Genomic DNA, 15,923 nt, shown 5'->3' on the forward strand with positions numbered 1-15,923 from the left:
GTCGTCCCCGGTTCGGGGACGACCGCCCACAGGCATGTCGTGGCGGACGCCTCAGGGGCAGCGGACGACCTGGCCGGCGTAGGCGAGGCCGCCGCCGAAGCCGAACAGCAGCACCGGGTCGCCGGGCGACAGCTCGCCGCGCTCGACCAGCTTGGAGAAGGCCAGCGGGACCGAGGCCGCCGAGGTGTTGCCGGACTCCACCACGTCCCGGGCCACCACGGCGTCGGTGACCCCCAGCCGGTTGGCGATGGCGTCGATGATCCGCAGGTTGGCCTGGTGCGGCACGAAGCCCTTCAGCTCGGACGGGTCGATCCCGGCCCGCTCGCAGGCCTGCCGGGCCAGCGGGGCGATCTGGGTGGTCGCCCAGCGGAACACCGACTGGCCCTGCTGACTGATCACCGGGTCCCAGCCGGTGATCACCACGGCGTCGCCCTTCTCCGGCTCGGAGCCCCAGACCACCGGGCCGATGCCCGGCTCGGCGCCGTCCTCCTGGGCCTCGACCAGGGCCGCGCCGGCGCCGTCGCCGAAGATCACGCAGGTGGTCCGGTCGGTCCAGTCGAGGGTGTCGGACATCCGCTCCGCGCCGATCACCAGGGCCCTGCGGGCCGCCCCGGCCCGGATCGCGTGGTCGGCGGTGGCCAAGGCGTAGGAGAAGCCCGAGCAGACCGTGTTGATGTCGTAGGCGGCCGGCGCGCGCACCCCGAGCCGGGCGGCCACCGCGGCGGCGGTGTTGGGGCTGCGCTCCACCGCGGTGCAGGTGGCGACCACGACCAGGTCGACCTCGGACGCCGACCGGCCGCTGTTGGCCAGCGCCTTCTGCGCGGCCTCGGTGGCCAGGTCGACGACGGTCTCGCCCTCGGCGATGTGCCGCGTCCGGATGCCCACCCGGCTGCGGATCCACTCGTCGTCGGTGTCGACCAGCTTCGCCAGGTCGTCGTTGCTGAGGACCTTGGGGGGCTGGTAGTGGCCGAGTGCCACGATGCGCGAACCGGTCATACTGCCCACTCAACCCGGTTACCCACTGGTCAGTCGGGCGCGACCGGCTACAGGGTTCGTGCCGGGAAGCTGTAGGAGACCGACAAGAACCGTTGCGGCAGACGGCCACCGGGGCCGGCGCGGACCGCGGAAAAGGTGACGGATTCGGTGAACCGGGCCGGTCAGGCCGCCAGTGTGGGCGCGTCGCCCATGACGATCATCGGCTTTGCGGCCGGGTCCAGGGTGCGGATCAGCTGCGCCATCTTGTCCTCCGGGATGGAGACGCAGCCGTGCGTCGGACCGCCGTGGTCGACGTGGATCCAGATCCCGCCGCCCTTGGTCGAGCCGCTCGGGCGGCGCGGGTCCAGCGGGGAGTTGCCGGGCACCCGGTTGTAGTTGATCGCCACGACGTAGTCGAAGGAGCCGGCCAGCTGCTCGCCGGCGAAGCCCCTCCCGGAGACCACGAAGTTGGCGTCCTTGTCGTAGGGCAGTCTGCTGCCCGGATCCGCCTTGCGGCCGCCGGCGTCGGTGAGCGCGAAGACGCCGATCGGGCTGCGCAGGTCGCCCTCGTTGTGGTCGGTGGTCCAGCCCTTGAACGCGTTGTGGCCCTGCCAGCTCTCGCCGGCCAGCCAGCGCCCCTCGGCGGTGCGGGTCCACAGGGTGACGGTCGTGCGGTTGGCGTCCCGGCCGTCGCCGGAGGCCAGCACCACCTGGTTGGTGTCGGCGGGTATCCGGGCGGCGAAGGCACTGCCGAGGCCGGCGATCATGGCGACCGAGCCGTCCTCGCGGGCCTCGCTGCGGCCGGCCGCGGGCGCCTCGCTCTGCCGGTCGTCGGCGGCCCGGGCGGCCGGGGCGGCGGTCGGGGAGGCCTGGTCGGTCGTCGGCCGCGCCGCACCCGCGGGGTCCGGGGCGGTGAAGCCCTCCGGACCGGAGCCCCCGGCGGCGGTCACACCGGGCTTCGCGTCGTCCTGGCCGACGGTGTACCAGCCGGCGGCGGCGGCCAGCAGCAGGGCGGTGCCGGCCGTGACGGCCCGGCCGGTGCGCTTCTTCTTGGGCTTGCGGCGGTGGCCGCGGGCCGTCGTCCGGGGTCCGGCGGGAGCGGTGGCACGCTGCTGCGGGAGCGGCACCACCGGCTGCGGCTCGGGCTCCGCGCGGTGCACCGAGCCCGGCCCGGGCTCGCCGGGGTACCCCCCGAACGGCCGGTCGTACACGTCGTACTCCTCCGGACCGCGGTGGTCCGGGGCGGGGCCCTGGACCCCGTCCGGCGCCGCGTACTGCTGCGGGTCGCCGGGATACGGCTGCTGCGGTACCCCGTGCACCGGTTCGTACGGCGGGTACGGGGAGGTGCGACGGTAACCGGACATGTGGCCGATCCTGCCAAACAGAGGCCCGGTCGGTAAACCCGGGGTGCCGTGCGGGGCCGGTGAAGAACGCCGCCGCCCGGACCGCGGGGGCCCGGGCGGCGGCCCCGGATCAGAGGCGCATGGCCTGCGGGGTCTCCCGACGGGCCAGGTCGGGGCCCTCGTACTCGCGGATGATCTCGTAGCGGGTGTTGCGCTCCACCGGACGGAAACCGGCGTCCCTGATCAGATCGAGCAGGTCCTCACGGCTGAGCTTGTTCGGGGTGCCGAAGTTGTCCGCGTCGTGAGTGATCTTGTACTCGACCACCGAGCCGTCCATGTCGTCCGCGCCGTGGCTGAGCGCCAGCTGGGCGGTGGTGACGCCGTGCATCACCCAGAAGACCTTGACGTGCGGCACGTTGTCGAAGAGCAGCCGGGAGACCGCGAAGGTCTTCAGCGCCTCGGCGCCGGTGGCCATCTCCGTGCGGGCCATCAGCTTGTTGCGCACGACGCCGTCCTTGGAGTCGTGGAAGTCGTGCTGGTAGCGCAGCGGGATGAAGACCTGGAAGCCGCCGGTCTCGTCCTGCAGCTCGCGCAGCCGCAGCACGTGGTCCACCCGGTGCCGGGGCTCCTCGATGTGGCCGTAGAGCATGGTGGCCGGCGTCCTGAGGCCCTTGCTGTGGGCGAGCCGGTGGATCCGCGACCAGTCCTCCCAGTGGGTGTCGTGGTCGACGATGTGCTGGCGGACCTCCCAGTCGAAGATCTCCGCGCCGCCGCCGGTGAGCGACTCCAGGCCGGCGTCGATCAGCTCGTCGAGGATCTCCTCGGCCGGCAGGCCGCTGATCCGCTCGAACCAGTGGATCTCGGTGGCGGTGAACGCCTTGAGCGAGACGTTCGGCAGCGCGGCCTTCAGCTCCCGCAGCGAGCGCGGGTAGTAGCGCCACGGCAGGGTGGGGTGCAGGCCGTTGACGATGTGCAGCTCGGTGAGGGAGTCGACCTCCATCGCCTTGGCGAGCCGGACGGCCTCCTCGATGCGCATCGTGTAGGCGTCCTTCTCGCCCGGCTTGCGCTGGAACGAGCAGTACGCGCAGGACGCGTTGCACACGTTGGTCATGTTGAGGTGGCGGTTGACGTTGAAGTGGACGACGTCGCCGTTCTTCCGCGTCCGCACGTGGTGGGCCAGCCCGCCCAGCCAGGCCAGGTCGTCGCTCTCGTAGAGCGCGATCCCGTCCTCCCGGGTCAGCCGCTCCCCCGCGTAGACCTTCGCCTCCAGCTCGCGCTTGAGCCCTGCGTCCATGCGGTGCCCCGCCTCCTCCGACTTCGAATCGTTGCCGGAACGAGCGTACGCCCCCGCACGGGGCGGTTCGCGGGCAGCCGCCCCGCACGGCGTCCCCGGGCCTGCGGCGGGGCCGCGGCACCGGTCAGCCCGCGAGCAGCTCCGCGAGCAGCGCCGGGTCGATGTTGCCCCCGCTCACCACGGCCGCCAGGGCCTGCCCGCCGGTCTCGGCGGCCCGGTGGAAGTAGGCGGCCGGGGCCACCGCGCCGGACGGCTCGGCGACGATCCGCCCGCGCCTGGCCAGCAGTGCCACCGTCGCGCGGATCTCGTCCTCGGTGACGGTGACGATGTCGTCCACGTAGGCGGTGAGGTGCTCGTACGGCAGCACGCCCACCGAGGTGGTGCGCAGGCCGTCCGCGATCGTCCGGTAGGTGTCGGCGACCGGCCAGCTGACCCGCTCGCCGGCCCGCAGGCTGGCCTGCGCGTCGGCGGCCAGTTCGGGCTCCACGCCGATCACCCGGATGCCCGGGCGGGTCAGCTTGAGCGCGGCGGCCGTGCCGCCGATCAGCCCGCCGCCGCTGACCGGCACCAGCACCGTGTCCAGCTCCGCCGGGGCGTCCTCGGCGATCTCCAGGCCGACCGTGCCCTGCCCCGCGATGATGAACGGGTCGTCGTACGGCGGCACCCAGACGTGGCCGTGCCGCTCGGCCAGTTCGGCCGGCACGGTGTCCCGCTCCGCCGGCGGCACCAGCAGCACCTCGGCACCGAACGAGCGGGTGGCCTCGACCTTGACCGCCGGGGAGGTGTCCGGCATCACGATCACGGCCCTGATCCCGAGCAGCCCGGCGGCGTAGGCCACCGCCTGCGCGTGGTTGCCGCTGGACTGGGCGACCACGCCGCGGGCGCGCTCGTCCGCGCTCAGCGCGGCGAGCCGGTTGTACGCGCCGCGGGTCTTGAACGCCCCGGTCGGCTGGAGGTTCTCCGGCTTCAGCCAGAGCCGTCGCCCGCCGTCCTCCGCCCAGGGGGCGGGGACCAGCGGCGTGCGCACCGCGACCCCGGCGATCCGCTGCCGGGCCGCGCGCAGTTCCTCCAGACCGACCAGTGCCATGACCGCCGCTCCCCCGTGCGTTCCGCGCCCGCCTTCCGCGGGCGCTGTCCGGTGTGGTTACTCGGGGTCGGCGAACGGCAGCTCGCTGACCCGGCTCTCCCACTTCGTGGAGAGTACGACGGTCGTCCGGGTACGAGCCACCCCCTTCGTGCCCGAGATGCGCTTCACCACCGACTCCAGGCCCTCGACGTCCGGCACCCGGACCTTGAGCATGTACGAGTCGTCACCGGCGATGAACCAGCAGTCCTCGACCTCGCCGAGGTCCTTGAGCCGGAACGCGACGTCCTCGTGGTCCGCCGCGTCGGTCAGCTGGAGCCCGATCAGGGCCGTGACGCCGAAGCCGAGCGAGGCCGGGTTGACCGTCGCCCGGTAACCGGTGATGACACCGGCCTGCTCCAGGCGGTTGATGCGGTCCGTGACGCTCGGGCCGGAAAGACCGACCAACCGGCCCAGCTCGGCGTAGGAGGCGCGGCCGTTCTCCCGGAGCGCCTGGATGAGCTGTCTGTCCACCGTGTCCATATACCGTCCGCGTCCTTCCGAACCTCACCAGACCCACAGATCATTATCCGGATTCAAAGGCGCCGTGCTCGGACCGACCCGGATATCGCAGAGAACATACTCTCCCGTCCTGCGGTCTCTCACTCCCCCTCAGACCGACCGGTCCGTCCCGCGCGCCGCCGCGCCCAACTCGCCCTCCCAGCGGCGGTACAGCGTGTGGGGCACCCCGACCGCGTCCAGCACCCGTCCGGCGACGAAACCGACCAGCTCCTGGACGGTGGAGCCGCCGGCGTAGAAACCGGGCGAGGCGGGGAGCACGACAGCACCCTGCGCGTCCAGCTCCACCAAGTGCTTCAACGTCACCCCGTTGAGTGGTGTCTCGCGGACGCAGACGACCAGCGGACGCCGCTCCTTCAGGGTGACGCTGGCCACCCGCTGGAGCAGGTCCTTGCTGAGGCCGAGCGCGATCCCGGCCACCGCGCCGGTGGTCGCGGGCACCACCAGCATCCCCTTCGCGGGGTAGGAGCCGCTGGACGGGCCGGCCGCGAAGTCGCCGGCGGGCCAGTACCGGACGTCGTCCAGCCCCTCGGCCGCGGCCCCCAGCCAGGCCGCGAGGTCGGCGCGCCAGTGCGCGTCCCGGAAGGAGATGCCCGTCTCGTCGAGGATCGTCAGCCGGGCGGCGCGGCTCACCACCAGGTCGACGGACTCGCCGGCGGCGAGGAGGGCGCGGATCACGGCGGCGGCGTACGGGGTGCCGGACGCGCCGGAGACCCCCACGACCCAGGGACGGCGGACGGGCTGTGCTGGCTTTTCCATAGTGGTTACTTTCTATCCTCACTCCCTCCCGGCCCGCCCTGGGAGGATGGTCGGCATGCCCACGTCCCTCGTCGACCTCACCCATCAGGTGACCACCGCGATGCCGGTCTACCCCGGCGACCCGGCGGTCGTCCTGGAGCCCGCGCTCACCACCGCCACCGCCGGGGTGAACGTGCTCGCCCTGCACCTCGGCTCGCAGTCCGGCACCCACGTCGACGCGCCGTACCACGTCGACGTCACCTGGCCGACGCTGGACGGCCTGCCGCTGGAGCGGTTCACCGGACCCGCCGTCATCGCCGACCTGCGCGGACTCGAACCGCGCGCCGCGATCACCGCCGAACGGCTGGCGCCCGCGCTGGAGCGGGCCGGCGAGGGCACCGTGCTGCTGCTCGCCACCGGCTGGGCGCGGCACTGGGGCACCGACGCCTACCTCGCCCACCCGAGCCTGACCGCGGGCGCCGCGGAGGCGATCGTCGCCGCCGGGGTGCGCACGGTCGGGGTGGACGCGCTCAGCGTCGATCCCACGCCCGACCCGGGGCCGGGCGACCCGGCGGTGGCCGCGCTGCTCGCCGACCTCACCGACGAGCACGACCAGCCCGCCGCCGAGGAGCCCACGCTGGCCGCGCACCGGGTGCTGCTCGGGGCGCCGGGCGGCGGGGTGATCGCGGAGAACCTGACCGACCTGCGGCCGCTGCTGGCCGCGCAGGAGGCGGGCCGGCCGGTCGAGGTGTCGCTGTTCCCGCTGCGGCTGGTGGCGGCGGACGGCGCTCCGGTGCGCGCGGTGGCGCGGCTGGGGTGACCGCCCGCCGGGCAGCGGGGCGCTCCGACCGCGAACACCTGGCCTGGCCCGCGGACTTGGTCTAGACCATCATCGGCGGGCGGCGGTACGCTGTCCGGCCATGGCAGAGATCATCGGAGTCGTCGAGCAGCTCTGGCGCTACCCCGTGAAGTCCACCGGCGGCGAGCGGCTCGCCGCCGTGGAGGTGGACGACCGCGGGCTGGCGGGCGATCGCCTCTACGCCGTGCGCGACGGCGACGGCAAGCTCGGCTCCGGCAAGAACACCCGCCGGTTCCGGCGGATGGACGGCCTGCTCCGCCTCTCCGCCCGGCTCGGGCACCGGATCGACGGCCCCGAGCTGTTCGACCCGCTCGGCCGGCCGGTCGCCGACCCGACCGCCTTCCTCCGCGCCTACCTGCAGCTCGACGACGTCGAGCTCGCCCGCGAGGACGCCGTCTCGCACTTCGACCAGCTCCCGGTCAGCGTGCTCACCACCGCCACCCTGGACTGGATCACCGACGCCGCGCCGTCCGCCGTGGTGGACGTCCGCCGGTTCCGGCCCAACGTGCTGCTGCGCACCCCGCCGGGTACCCCGCCGTTCACCGAGGACGCCTGGTTCGGCCGCGAGGCGCAGGGCTCGGCACCCTCCGGTGCCCGGCTCGCCTTCGTCCGCTCCAGCGAGCGCTGTGTGATGACCACCGCCGCCCAGCCCGGCCTGCCGCACGCCCCGGAGATCCTCAAGGCGCTCGTCCAGTTCCACGACGGCCGCCTGGACGCCCTCGCCGGGGTCGCCGCACCCGGGCGGCTCGCCGTCGGGGACACGCTGACCCTCGACTGACGCCGAACCGCCCGCCCGGCCCGGAGGACTCAGTGGCCCGCCGGGAGGAGGCAGACCGGGTGGCCGGCGGGGTCCGCGTAGATGCGCCAGCGGCCGGCGTCGTGGAGCAGCGCGGCGCCGAGGGCGAGGACGGCGGGCTCCGCGGTGGCGAGGTCGGGGACGTCGACGTCCAGGTGGGCCTGCTGCGGGTGCGCCGGGTCGGGCCAGCGCGGCGGGCGGTGGTCGGCGACCCGCTGGAAGCAGAGCACCTGGCCGGTGGGCGTGTGCAGGGTGGACCAGTCGTCGTCCAGCGACCAGCGCGGGTCCGGGCGGTCCACCTCGCCGCCGAGCAGTCCGGCGTAGAACCGCGCCAGCGCGGCCGGGTCCGGACAGTCGAGCACGAGGCACTGCAGCCGGCCGATCACGGGGGCTCCTTCGGGGTCCGGGGGCGGGCCGGATCCGCGCCCTGGACGGCGCGGGGCACCGCGGGACAGTCCAGCCGCCGGACGGCCCGGTGTCGACCGGTTTTCGACACGGCCGGCCGCGGCGACCGGCCCGGCCGCCGGGGTCGTCGGGGTCGTCGGGACGGGCCCGGAGCTCCGCGCCGGGGCGGCACTGCGGCACTCCGGCCGGCGGGGGCCGCCTCCTCCTTCGGTCCCCGCCGGCGCGGGGCCTACCCGAGCTGCCTGATCCGCTCCCGCACGGCGGGCGAGGCCTTCGCCCACGAGCCGGAGTCGAACGGCGGCCGGGGGTCGTACTCGGCGTGCAGCTGGATCGCCCGGGCGGTGGTCTCGTCGGCGAGCAGGGCCACCAGGTGCAGCGCCATGTCGATGCCGGCGGAGATGCCGGCCGCCGTGACGATCCGGTCCCGCCGCACCACCCGCTCGGGGACGTAGGTGGCGCCGTGGGCCGGCAGCTCGCCGGCCGCCGCCCAGTGCGTGGTGACGGCCAGGCCCTGGAGCAGTCCGGCGGCCCCGAGCAGGAGCGCGCCCGTGCACACCGAGGCGGTGTACCTCGTCGTGCCGTGCATCCGGCGCAGCCAGTCGAGGAACTCGGCGTCGCCCATCAGCGGCCGGGTGCCGTGCCCGCCCGGGAGGAGCAGCACGTCGCAGGAGTCGACCTCCGTGTACCGGGTGGGCACGTCCAGCCGCATCCCTCCGATGCTGTCGGCCACCGCCCCCTTGGCGCCCGCCGCCACGAACCGCACGGTGGCTCCGGGAAGATAGCCGAGCACCTGGTACGGGCCGATCGCGTCGAGCGGCTCGAAGTCGTCGAAGAGCGGGATGACGATGTCCATGTCCCGCAGCGTAAAGGGGAGTTGGCCTCCCGTCCCGCCTCCGTTCAGCGGATTCACGAGAACGAGTGGTCTGCACCAGTGTTCTTTACCGCAGCGCATCCAACTCCGCGCCGACGGCCGCACGGAGCGGGTCGTGGACGGGGGCGAGGGCGTGGGCCGGGTCGGTCCAGCGGGTGCGGGGGTAGAGCCAGACCGGCAGCCGGACGAGGTCGGCGGGCTCCCAGTCGTAGCGGGGCCAGACGTGCGCGTGGAGCATCGGGTCGGCGTTGCCGAGGATCTCCAGGTTGACCCGCCGGAACGCCGGGTCGGCCGCCCGGCAGGCGCGTTCGACGGCCTCGCCGAGCCGGTCGAGGTCCTCCAGGTACGCCAGCCGGCGCGGCCGGGGGAGGTCGGAGAGCCGCTGCACTCCCGGCTCGTCGGTCAGCAGCACCGCGTACCCGGGCAGGAACTGCACGTCCCCGATCACCGCGAACCCGGCGCCCAGCCGCCGGACGACGGTGGGGTTCTCACCGCGCAGCGCGGCGGCGACCCGGTCGGACTTCCAGTCGTGGTTCTCGTCGGTCATGGCCCCATGCTAGGGACGGACGACCACCGGGTGACCGGATCCGGCCGGGGTGGACCGCCACCGGGCTCCGCACCCGGCCCGGCCGCGCGGAACGCCCGGCCGGCGGGTCCGGCCGGGGTCCGCCGGGCGACCGCCCCGGAGGGCCCGGGGAGCCCGATCGGGCCCCGCTCCGGGGCGGCGGCCCGCAGGGAGCGGGCCGATTCGTGACCCGGATCACATCCGGTGGCCGATGGGTTTCCGCCCGGTGGCCGGTCATAAGGGCATGACGAACACGCTGACGGCGCAGACCGCCCACGCCACCGCCGCCCGCCCGCTGCTGACCGCCGGTGCGCTCGGCGGGCCGCTCTTCCTCGCCGTCGGCGTCGTCGGCGGGCTGACCCGGGAGGGGTTCGACTTCACCCGCAACGCGCTCAGCCAGCTCGCTCTCGGCGAGCTCGGGTGGATCCAGCGGACCGCGTTCCTGCTGACCGGCGCCCTGCTGGTCGCGGGTGCCGTCGGGGTGCGGCGGGCGCTGCCGGGGAGCGTCTGGGCACCGCGGCTGATCGGGGTGTTCGGGGCGTCCTTCGTACTGGACGGGTTCTTCGCCGCCGACCCCGGCGCGGGCTTCCCGGTGGGGGCGCCCGAGGGCCGGGTGACGGAGCTGAGCGGGCACGGCACGGTGCACCTGGCCGGCGGGACGGTCGGCTTCCTCGCCCTGTGCGCGGCGTTCCTCGTGCTCGCCCGGCACCTGGACCGGCCCTGGGCCCTCGCCTCGCGCGTCGTCGCGGCCGTGGTGCTCGCCGGCTTCGCCGCCTCGGGCGCGACCGTGCTGTCCTTCACCCTCGCCGCCGCGCTCGGCCTCGGCTGGCTGAGCGCTGTCGCCGTCAGGCTCCATGCGTGAAGATCACCGTCAGAAGACCGTCCGGAACCGAGGAGAGCCACCCCATGAGCGAGACACCCGCCGTCAAGGGCCCCGCCAGCTACTTCCCCTCCATCGAGCAGAAGTACGGGCAGCCGATCGCGCACTGGAAGGAGCTGATCCGCTCCTCCCCGCTGACCAGGCACATGGAGCTGGTCGCCTGGCTGAAGGCCGAGCACGGGCTCGGGCACGGACACGCGAACGCCCTCGTCAAGCACACGCTCGACGAGGGCGGAAAGTAGGACCCCGGGGGGCGCGGCCTCAGACGCCGAGGCCGCGCACCACCAGGTCGACGAGCGCGAAGAAGAACAACGAGATCCCGACGAAGCCGTTCGTCTGGAAGAACGCCCGGTTCAGCCGGGACAGGTCGTTCGGCTTCACGATGGTGTGCTCGTAGACGAAGGCGCCGGCCACCACCAGCAGGCCGATCCAGAACGCCACGCCCGCGTCGGTGAGCACCGCGTACCAGCCCAGCAGCAGCGTGGTGAGCACGTGGCAGCCACGGGCGCCGCGGATCGCGGCCGGGACGCCGAAGCGCGCCGGGACGGACCGCACGCCGCCCGTCCGGTCGGACTCGACGTCCTGGCAGGCGTAGATCAGGTCGAAGCCGCCGATCCAGATGCCGACGGCCGCGCCGAGCACGACCGCCTCCCAGGACCACGAGCCGGTGACGGCCAGCCAGGCGCCGACCGGGCCCATCGCCTGGGCCAGGCCCAGGATCGCCTGCGGGAAGTCGGTGAACCGCTTGCCGTAGGGGTAGACCACCATCGGCACCACGGCCACCGGCGCGAGCGCCAGGCAGAGCGGGTTCAGCAGGGCCGCGGCGCCCAGGAAGACCACCAGGGCGACCGCCGAGCCCACGTACGCGGTCCTCAGCGACACGGCGCCGGTGACGAGTTCGCGCCCGGCCGTGCGCGGGTTGCGGGCGTCGATCTCGCGGTCGATGATCCGGTTGGCGGCCATGGCGAAGGTCCGCAGGCCGACCATGCACACCGTGACGACGAACAGCTCGCCCCAGTGCACCCGCCCGTCGGTCCGGAACATCGCGGTCAGCGCCGCGATGTAGGCGAAGGGCAGGGCGAAGACCGAGTGCTCGATCATCACCAGCCGCAGGAAGGACCTGACCTTGCCGGGCGGGACCTCGGGAAGCGCGGCGGCGGTGCTCACAGGCCGTACTCCTTCCAGCGGCGGTCCACCAGGGCGGCGGTCGCCGGGTCGGAGCTGACCATCTCGGGCCAGCCACCGTCCCGGGTGTAGCCCTCCTCGGGCAGCTTGCGGGTCGCGTCGATGCCCGCCTTGCCGCCCCAGAACTGCTGGTAGGAGGCATGGTCCAGGTGGTCGACCGGACCCTCGACCACGGTCAGGTCGCGGCTGTAGTCGACGTTGCCGAAGGCCCGCCAGGCGACCTCCTGGTAGTCGTGGACGTCACAGTCGGAGTCCACCACGATGATCAGCTTGGTCAGCGACATCATGTGCGCGCCCCAGATGGCGTGCATGGTCTTCTGCGCGTGCTTCGGGTACTTCTTGTCGATCGAGACGATCACGCAGTTGTGGAAGCCGCCGGCCTCGGGCAGGTCGTAGTCGACGATGTCCGGGATGATGATCTTCAGCAGCGGCAGGAAGAAGCGCTCGGTGAACTTGCCCAGCGGGCCGTCCTCCGTCGGCGGGCGGCCGACCACGATCGACTGCAGGATCGGGCGCCGGCGCATCGTCACGCAGTCGATGGTCAGCGCCGGGAACGGCTCCTGCGGCGTGTAGAAGCCGGTGTGGTCGCCGAACGGACCCTCGGGCAGCAGCTCGCCCGGCTCCAGCCAGCCCTCCAGGACCACCTCGGCGTCGGCCGGGACCTGCAGCGGGACGGTCCGGCAGTCGACCATCCGCACCCGCTCGCCGGCGACGAAACCGGCGAACAGGTACTCGTCGATGTCGCCCGGCAGCGGCGCGGTGGCCGCGTAGGTGACGGCCGGCGGACAGCCGAAGGCGATCGCGACCGGCAGCCGCTCGCCGCGCTTGGCGGCCACCGCGGCGTGGTTGCGGCTGTCCTTGTGGATCTGCCAGTGCATGCCGATGGTGCGGCGGTCGTGCCGCTGGAGCCGGTACAGACCGAGGTTGCGGATGCCGCTGTCCGGGTCCTTGGTGTGGGTCAGACCCAGGTTGAAGAACGATCCGCCGTCCAGCGGCCAGGTGAACAGCGCGGGCAGCTCGTCCAGGTTGACGTCGTCACCGGTGAGCACCACCTCGTGCACCGGCGCGTCGCCGGACCTGACGTTCTTCGGCGGCACGTGGGCCATCGAGGCGAGCTTGCCGAAGGCGTCCCGGAACCCGGTGAAGCCCTGCGGGAGCTCCGGCTTCAGCAGACCGGAGATCTTGTCGCCGATCTCCTCCGGCCCCTTGAGGCCGAGCGCCTTGGCCAGCCGGCGCTCGGTGCCGAACACGTTCATCGCCAGCGGCATCGAGGAGCCCTTGACGTTCTCGAACAGCAGAGCCGGGCCCTTGGCCTTCTGCACGCGGTCGACGATCTCGCCGATCTCCAGATGGGGGTCCACCTCCGCCGTGATGCGCTTGAGGTCGCCTTCGCGGTCGAGGGCCCGCAGGAACGAGCGGAGATCGTCGTATGCCATGCCAGCCAGTATCCGCCACCCGATAGCCTGGCCTGTGTCAAGGGCCCCTCGAAGCGGTGCACCGCCCAGCGGGCGGGCCCGCCGCCGCGGGGAACCGCCCGCCCGCCACCGACGCCGCCCGGGGGAGATCGCCGCCGTGCTGAGGATCCTGACCTTCGTGCTCCCGCTCGCCCTCTGGGTGTGGGCCTTCATCGACTGCCTGACGACCCCCGAGGAGGAGGTGAAGCACCTCCCCAAGGTGGTCTGGGTGATCATCGTGCTGCTCTTCCCGCTGGTCGGCTCGATCGCCTGGCTGGTGGCCGGCAAGCGGCGCTCGGTGCCGCGCCCCGCCGCGGCCGGCGGCCCCGGCGCCACCGTCCGGGGCCCGGCGTACGGCCGCCGGCCCGACGGCCGACCGCTGGCGCCGGACGACGACCCCGAGTTCCTCGCCTCGCTGAAGAGGAACGACAAGCAGCACGAGGACATGCTCAAGCAGTGGGAGGCGGATTTGCGCCGCCGGGAGAACGAGCTGCGCGGCCGGGACGACCCGGACGAGGGCCGGCGCGGCTGACCGCCGGTCGCTCGGACAGCCCACCCGGGATCCACCGGGTGGGCTGCGGTGTTTTTGGCGCATCCCTACGACTGGGAAGGCCCCACCACCTCGACGACAGCGCTGTCACCACCGCACCAAGCGTCCCTTGAGCCTTCCTTGAGGCACCGCGGCCAGTCTTGACCGGGACAGCCCTGACCTGCACGTTTCCTCATGTCCAGCTCACCCGGGGGCCATCCGGGCGACAGCTCGGGGTAATCGAACAGCTACCGCCCGAGCGGGCCGAAACCCTTCGGTTTCTGTGCAGCCCTGACATCTAAACGGACGCGACCTTGTACGGAATCGACGCCGAAACCAGCGTGCGGCCCCTCGTACAGTCATAAGTGAAGAAGTGATTCGCAGCCGGGGGCATCGCAGACGTTGGCTGTCGGACAGTTCCCTCACCTTTGGAGTGGTTCGAGATGACGGTTGTGGACCAGGCGCCGGTCGGCGACGACGCCCCCGAAACCCCGGCTGACGTCCGGGGCCGGGTCGCGGAGCTGCACGAACTGCGCGAGCAGGTCCGGCGCGGCCCGGGCGAGAAGGCGACCGAGGCCCAGCACGCCAAGGGCAAGCTGACCGCCCGGGAGCGCATCGACCTGCTGCTCGACGAGGGCTCGTTCCACGAGGTCGAGCCGCTGCGCCGGCACCGGGCCACCGGCTTCGGCCTGGAGGCCAAGAAGCCGCACACCGACGGCGTCGTCGTCGGCTGGGGCACCGTGCACGGCCGGACGGTCTTCACCTACGCGCACGACTTCCGGATCTTCGGCGGCGCGCTCGGCGAGGCCCACGCGCAGAAGATCCACAAGATCATGGACATGGCCATCGCGGCCGGTGCCCCGCTGGTCTCCCTCAACGACGGCGCCGGCGCCCGCATCCAGGAGGGCGTCACCGCGCTCGCCGGCTACGGCGGCATCTTCCAGCGCAACACCAGGGCCTCCGGCGTCATCCCGCAGATCTCCGTGATGCTCGGCCCGTGCGCCGGCGGCGCGGCCTACTCGCCCGCCCTGACCGACTTCGTCTTCATGGTCCGCGAGACCTCGCAGATGTTCATCACCGGCCCGGACGTCGTCCAGGCGGTCACCGGCGAGAAGATCAGCCAGAACGGGCTCGGCGGCGCCGACGTGCACGCCGGCGTCTCCGGCGTCTCGCACTTCGTCTACGACGACGAGCAGTCCTGCATCGAGGAGGTCCGCTACCTCCTGTCGCTGCTGCCGCAGAACAACCGCGAGATGCCGCCGTCGGCCGTCAACGACGACCCGGTGGACCGCCGCAACGAGACCCTGCTCGACCTGGTGCCGGCCGACGGCAACCGGCCGTACGACATGCGCAAGGTGATCGAGGAGATCGTCGACCACGGCGAGTACCTGGAGGTCCACGAGCGCTGGGCCACCAACGTGCTCTGCGTGCTCGCCCGGATCGACGGCCACGTCACCGGCATCATCGCCAACCAGCCCCAGTCGCTGGCCGGCGTCCTGGACATCAACGCCAGCGAGAAGGCCGCGCGCTTCGTCCAGATGTGCGACGCCTTCAACATCCCGCTGGTCACCATGCTCGACGTCCCCGGCTTCCTGCCCGGGGTCGACCAGGAGCACGACGGCATCATCCGCCACGGCGCGAAGCTCCTCTACGCCTACTGCAACGCGACCGTGCCGCGGATCCAGCTGATCCTGCGCAAGGCCTACGGCGGTGCCTACATCGTCATGGACTCGCGCTCGATCGGCGCCGACCTCTCCTTCGCCTGGCCGACCAACGAGATCGCCGTCATGGGCGCCGAGGGCGCCGCCAACGTCATCTTCCGCCGGGACATCAACGCCGCCGACGACCCGGACGCGATGCGCAACCAGAAGATCAAGGAATACAAGAGCGAGCTGATGCACCCGTACTACGCGGCCGAGCGCGGCCTCGTGGACGACGTCATCGACCCCGCCGAGACCCGTCAGGTCCTGGCGTCCTCGCTGGCCATGCTGCGCACCAAGCACGCGGACCTGCCGAGCCGCAAGCACGGCAACCCCCCGATGTAGTTGCGCCGCCCGGCCGGCGACAGCCGGCCGGCCCCGCCGACGACCATTCACCGCACCCTTCCGCCGGGAGAGAACCGGACCATGACCGCTTCCGCCGAACCACTCGTCCGCATCGTCCGCGGCTCGCTCTCCGACGAGGAGCTCGCCGCCCTGACCGCCGTGCTGATGGCCCGCGCCGCGGCCGCCCAGCAGGCGGCGGCCGCCGGCTCGCCGGTCGAGCCGATCGCCAACTGGCAGCGCCTGGAGCGCCGCACGGCGTACTACTCGCCGGTCAGCTGGCAGTGGGCCGCCTGACGGCCCGAACGGAGCAGGACCGGAGGCCGGTCACCCGCGGGGAGGGGG

18 protein-coding genes are annotated in these 15,923 nt (G+C 73.0%); 7 read left to right on the forward strand and 11 right to left on the reverse strand.

All coding sequences use genetic code 11. The annotated features are described in order from the left end of the window. Positions 1-51: 51 nt before the first annotated feature. The 6 genes from ACFCX4_RS24775 to ACFCX4_RS24800 all read right to left on the reverse strand — a co-directional run bounded on the left by ACFCX4_RS24775 (position 52) and on the right by ACFCX4_RS24800 (position 6,013). Complete coding sequence (locus ACFCX4_RS24775; protein WP_376146248.1) at positions 52-996, reverse strand: beta-ketoacyl-ACP synthase III; 945 nt, start codon at positions 994-996, stop codon at positions 52-54. A 161-nt stretch (positions 997-1,157) separates the two neighbouring features. Further along, the gene (locus ACFCX4_RS24780) at positions 1,158-2,339 is read right to left on the reverse strand and encodes a L,D-transpeptidase family protein (protein WP_376146251.1); all 1,182 of its coding nucleotides are present in this window, start codon (positions 2,337-2,339) and stop codon (positions 1,158-1,160) included. A gap of 109 nt (positions 2,340-2,448) precedes the next feature. After that, positions 2,449-3,612: an aminofutalosine synthase MqnE gene (gene mqnE, locus ACFCX4_RS24785; protein WP_376146254.1), complete on the reverse strand. Its 1,164-nt coding sequence runs from the start codon at positions 3,610-3,612 to the stop codon at positions 2,449-2,451. Positions 3,613-3,736: 124 nt separating this feature from the next. Then, the gene (locus ACFCX4_RS24790; RefSeq protein ID WP_376146257.1) at positions 3,737-4,699 is read right to left on the reverse strand and encodes a threonine/serine dehydratase; all 963 of its coding nucleotides are present in this window, start codon (positions 4,697-4,699) and stop codon (positions 3,737-3,739) included. Between the two features lie 57 nt (positions 4,700-4,756). Beyond that, positions 4,757-5,218, reverse strand: a complete 462-nt coding sequence (locus tag ACFCX4_RS24795) for an Lrp/AsnC family transcriptional regulator (RefSeq protein WP_376146260.1) — start codon at positions 5,216-5,218, stop codon at positions 4,757-4,759. Between the two features lie 129 nt (positions 5,219-5,347). After that, positions 5,348-6,013 carry a UbiX family flavin prenyltransferase gene (locus ACFCX4_RS24800; protein ID WP_376146263.1) on the reverse strand — a complete coding sequence of 222 codons (666 nt, stop codon included), beginning with the start codon at positions 6,011-6,013 and terminating at the stop codon, positions 5,348-5,350. 55 nt (positions 6,014-6,068) lie between these two features. Between ACFCX4_RS24800 and ACFCX4_RS24805 the strand changes: the two genes are divergently transcribed. Both ACFCX4_RS24805 and ACFCX4_RS24810 read left to right on the forward strand, forming a co-directional pair. Further along, positions 6,069-6,812 (forward strand): cyclase family protein, encoded by a 744-nt coding sequence (locus ACFCX4_RS24805; protein WP_376146266.1) that lies wholly within the window; start codon positions 6,069-6,071, stop codon positions 6,810-6,812. A gap of 100 nt (positions 6,813-6,912) precedes the next feature. Next, the gene (locus ACFCX4_RS24810) at positions 6,913-7,629 is read left to right on the forward strand and encodes an MOSC domain-containing protein (RefSeq protein ID WP_376146269.1); all 717 of its coding nucleotides are present in this window, start codon (positions 6,913-6,915) and stop codon (positions 7,627-7,629) included. A 29-nt stretch (positions 7,630-7,658) separates the two neighbouring features. On the opposite strand, the gene ACFCX4_RS24815 is transcribed toward ACFCX4_RS24810, so the two are convergent. From ACFCX4_RS24815 to ACFCX4_RS24825, 3 genes are all read right to left on the reverse strand, one after another. Then, complete coding sequence (locus ACFCX4_RS24815) at positions 7,659-8,033, reverse strand: VOC family protein (protein ID WP_376146272.1); 375 nt, start codon at positions 8,031-8,033, stop codon at positions 7,659-7,661. A 248-nt stretch (positions 8,034-8,281) separates the two neighbouring features. Further along, the gene (locus ACFCX4_RS24820) at positions 8,282-8,905 is read right to left on the reverse strand and encodes a DJ-1/PfpI family protein (RefSeq protein WP_376146275.1); all 624 of its coding nucleotides are present in this window, start codon (positions 8,903-8,905) and stop codon (positions 8,282-8,284) included. An 85-nt stretch (positions 8,906-8,990) separates the two neighbouring features. Then, on the reverse strand, positions 8,991-9,470 hold the full coding sequence (locus ACFCX4_RS24825) for a diadenosine tetraphosphate hydrolase (protein WP_376146278.1): 480 nt from the start codon (positions 9,468-9,470) through the stop codon (positions 8,991-8,993). A 262-nt stretch (positions 9,471-9,732) separates the two neighbouring features. Between ACFCX4_RS24825 and ACFCX4_RS24830 the strand changes: the two genes are divergently transcribed. Both ACFCX4_RS24830 and ACFCX4_RS24835 read left to right on the forward strand, forming a co-directional pair. After that, on the forward strand, positions 9,733-10,350 hold the full coding sequence (locus ACFCX4_RS24830; protein ID WP_376146281.1) for a DUF998 domain-containing protein: 618 nt from the start codon (positions 9,733-9,735) through the stop codon (positions 10,348-10,350). 44 nt (positions 10,351-10,394) lie between these two features. Continuing rightward, positions 10,395-10,610, forward strand: coding sequence for a DUF4287 domain-containing protein (locus ACFCX4_RS24835; RefSeq protein WP_376146284.1), 216 nt, complete (start codon positions 10,395-10,397; stop codon positions 10,608-10,610). Between the two features lie 19 nt (positions 10,611-10,629). Here ACFCX4_RS24835 and mqnP read toward each other — a convergent pair whose 3' ends face one another. Further along, positions 10,630-11,535, reverse strand: coding sequence for a menaquinone biosynthesis prenyltransferase MqnP (gene mqnP / locus ACFCX4_RS24840; protein ID WP_376146287.1), 906 nt, complete (start codon positions 11,533-11,535; stop codon positions 10,630-10,632). Continuing rightward, complete coding sequence (locus tag ACFCX4_RS24845) at positions 11,532-12,989, reverse strand: menaquinone biosynthesis decarboxylase (RefSeq protein WP_376146290.1); 1,458 nt, start codon at positions 12,987-12,989, stop codon at positions 11,532-11,534. The genes mqnP and ACFCX4_RS24845 overlap by 4 nt, the downstream gene beginning before the upstream one ends. Before the next feature lie 136 nt (positions 12,990-13,125). On the opposite strand from ACFCX4_RS24845, the gene ACFCX4_RS24850 reads away from it, so the two are divergent. The 3 genes from ACFCX4_RS24850 to ACFCX4_RS24860 all read left to right on the forward strand — a co-directional run bounded on the left by ACFCX4_RS24850 (position 13,126) and on the right by ACFCX4_RS24860 (position 15,875). Beyond that, positions 13,126-13,539, forward strand: a complete 414-nt coding sequence (locus ACFCX4_RS24850) for a PLD nuclease N-terminal domain-containing protein (RefSeq protein ID WP_376146293.1) — start codon at positions 13,126-13,128, stop codon at positions 13,537-13,539. 440 nt (positions 13,540-13,979) lie between these two features. Then, positions 13,980-15,581 carry an acyl-CoA carboxylase subunit beta gene (locus ACFCX4_RS24855; protein ID WP_376146296.1) on the forward strand — a complete coding sequence of 534 codons (1,602 nt, stop codon included), beginning with the start codon at positions 13,980-13,982 and terminating at the stop codon, positions 15,579-15,581. 81 nt (positions 15,582-15,662) lie between these two features. Next, the gene (locus ACFCX4_RS24860) at positions 15,663-15,875 is read left to right on the forward strand and encodes an acyl-CoA carboxylase subunit epsilon (protein WP_376146299.1); all 213 of its coding nucleotides are present in this window, start codon (positions 15,663-15,665) and stop codon (positions 15,873-15,875) included. Positions 15,876-15,923 lie beyond the last annotated feature (48 nt).

The sequence above is a fragment of the Kitasatospora sp. NPDC056327 genome (assembly GCF_042261735.1).
In the GTDB taxonomy this organism is placed as follows: domain Bacteria; phylum Actinomycetota; class Actinomycetes; order Streptomycetales; family Streptomycetaceae; genus Kitasatospora.

Bases quoted from the DNA above. Each gene is read 5' to 3' on its own strand.
- ACFCX4_RS24830 (WP_376146281.1), top strand. From the start codon at position 9,733: ATGACGAACACGCTGACGGCGCAGACCGCCCACGCCACCGCCGCCCGC.
- ACFCX4_RS24795 (WP_376146260.1), bottom strand. From the start codon at position 5,218: ATGGACACGGTGGACAGACAGCTCATCCAGGCGCTCCGGGAGAACGGC.
- ACFCX4_RS24860 (WP_376146299.1), top strand. From the start codon at position 15,663: ATGACCGCTTCCGCCGAACCACTCGTCCGCATCGTCCGCGGCTCGCTC.
- ACFCX4_RS24855 (WP_376146296.1), top strand. From the start codon at position 13,980: ATGACGGTTGTGGACCAGGCGCCGGTCGGCGACGACGCCCCCGAAACC.
- ACFCX4_RS24775 (WP_376146248.1), bottom strand. From the start codon at position 996: ATGACCGGTTCGCGCATCGTGGCACTCGGCCACTACCAGCCCCCCAAG.
- ACFCX4_RS24780 (WP_376146251.1), bottom strand. From the start codon at position 2,339: ATGTCCGGTTACCGTCGCACCTCCCCGTACCCGCCGTACGAACCGGTG.
- ACFCX4_RS24820 (WP_376146275.1), bottom strand. From the start codon at position 8,905: ATGGACATCGTCATCCCGCTCTTCGACGACTTCGAGCCGCTCGACGCG.
- ACFCX4_RS24805 (WP_376146266.1), top strand. From the start codon at position 6,069: ATGCCCACGTCCCTCGTCGACCTCACCCATCAGGTGACCACCGCGATG.
- mqnE (WP_376146254.1), bottom strand. From the start codon at position 3,612: ATGGACGCAGGGCTCAAGCGCGAGCTGGAGGCGAAGGTCTACGCGGGG.
- ACFCX4_RS24825 (WP_376146278.1), bottom strand. From the start codon at position 9,470: ATGACCGACGAGAACCACGACTGGAAGTCCGACCGGGTCGCCGCCGCG.
- ACFCX4_RS24845 (WP_376146290.1), bottom strand. From the start codon at position 12,989: ATGGCATACGACGATCTCCGCTCGTTCCTGCGGGCCCTCGACCGCGAA.
- ACFCX4_RS24835 (WP_376146284.1), top strand. From the start codon at position 10,395: ATGAGCGAGACACCCGCCGTCAAGGGCCCCGCCAGCTACTTCCCCTCC.
- ACFCX4_RS24800 (WP_376146263.1), bottom strand. From the start codon at position 6,013: ATGGAAAAGCCAGCACAGCCCGTCCGCCGTCCCTGGGTCGTGGGGGTC.
- ACFCX4_RS24810 (WP_376146269.1), top strand. From the start codon at position 6,913: ATGGCAGAGATCATCGGAGTCGTCGAGCAGCTCTGGCGCTACCCCGTG.
- ACFCX4_RS24790 (WP_376146257.1), bottom strand. From the start codon at position 4,699: ATGGCACTGGTCGGTCTGGAGGAACTGCGCGCGGCCCGGCAGCGGATC.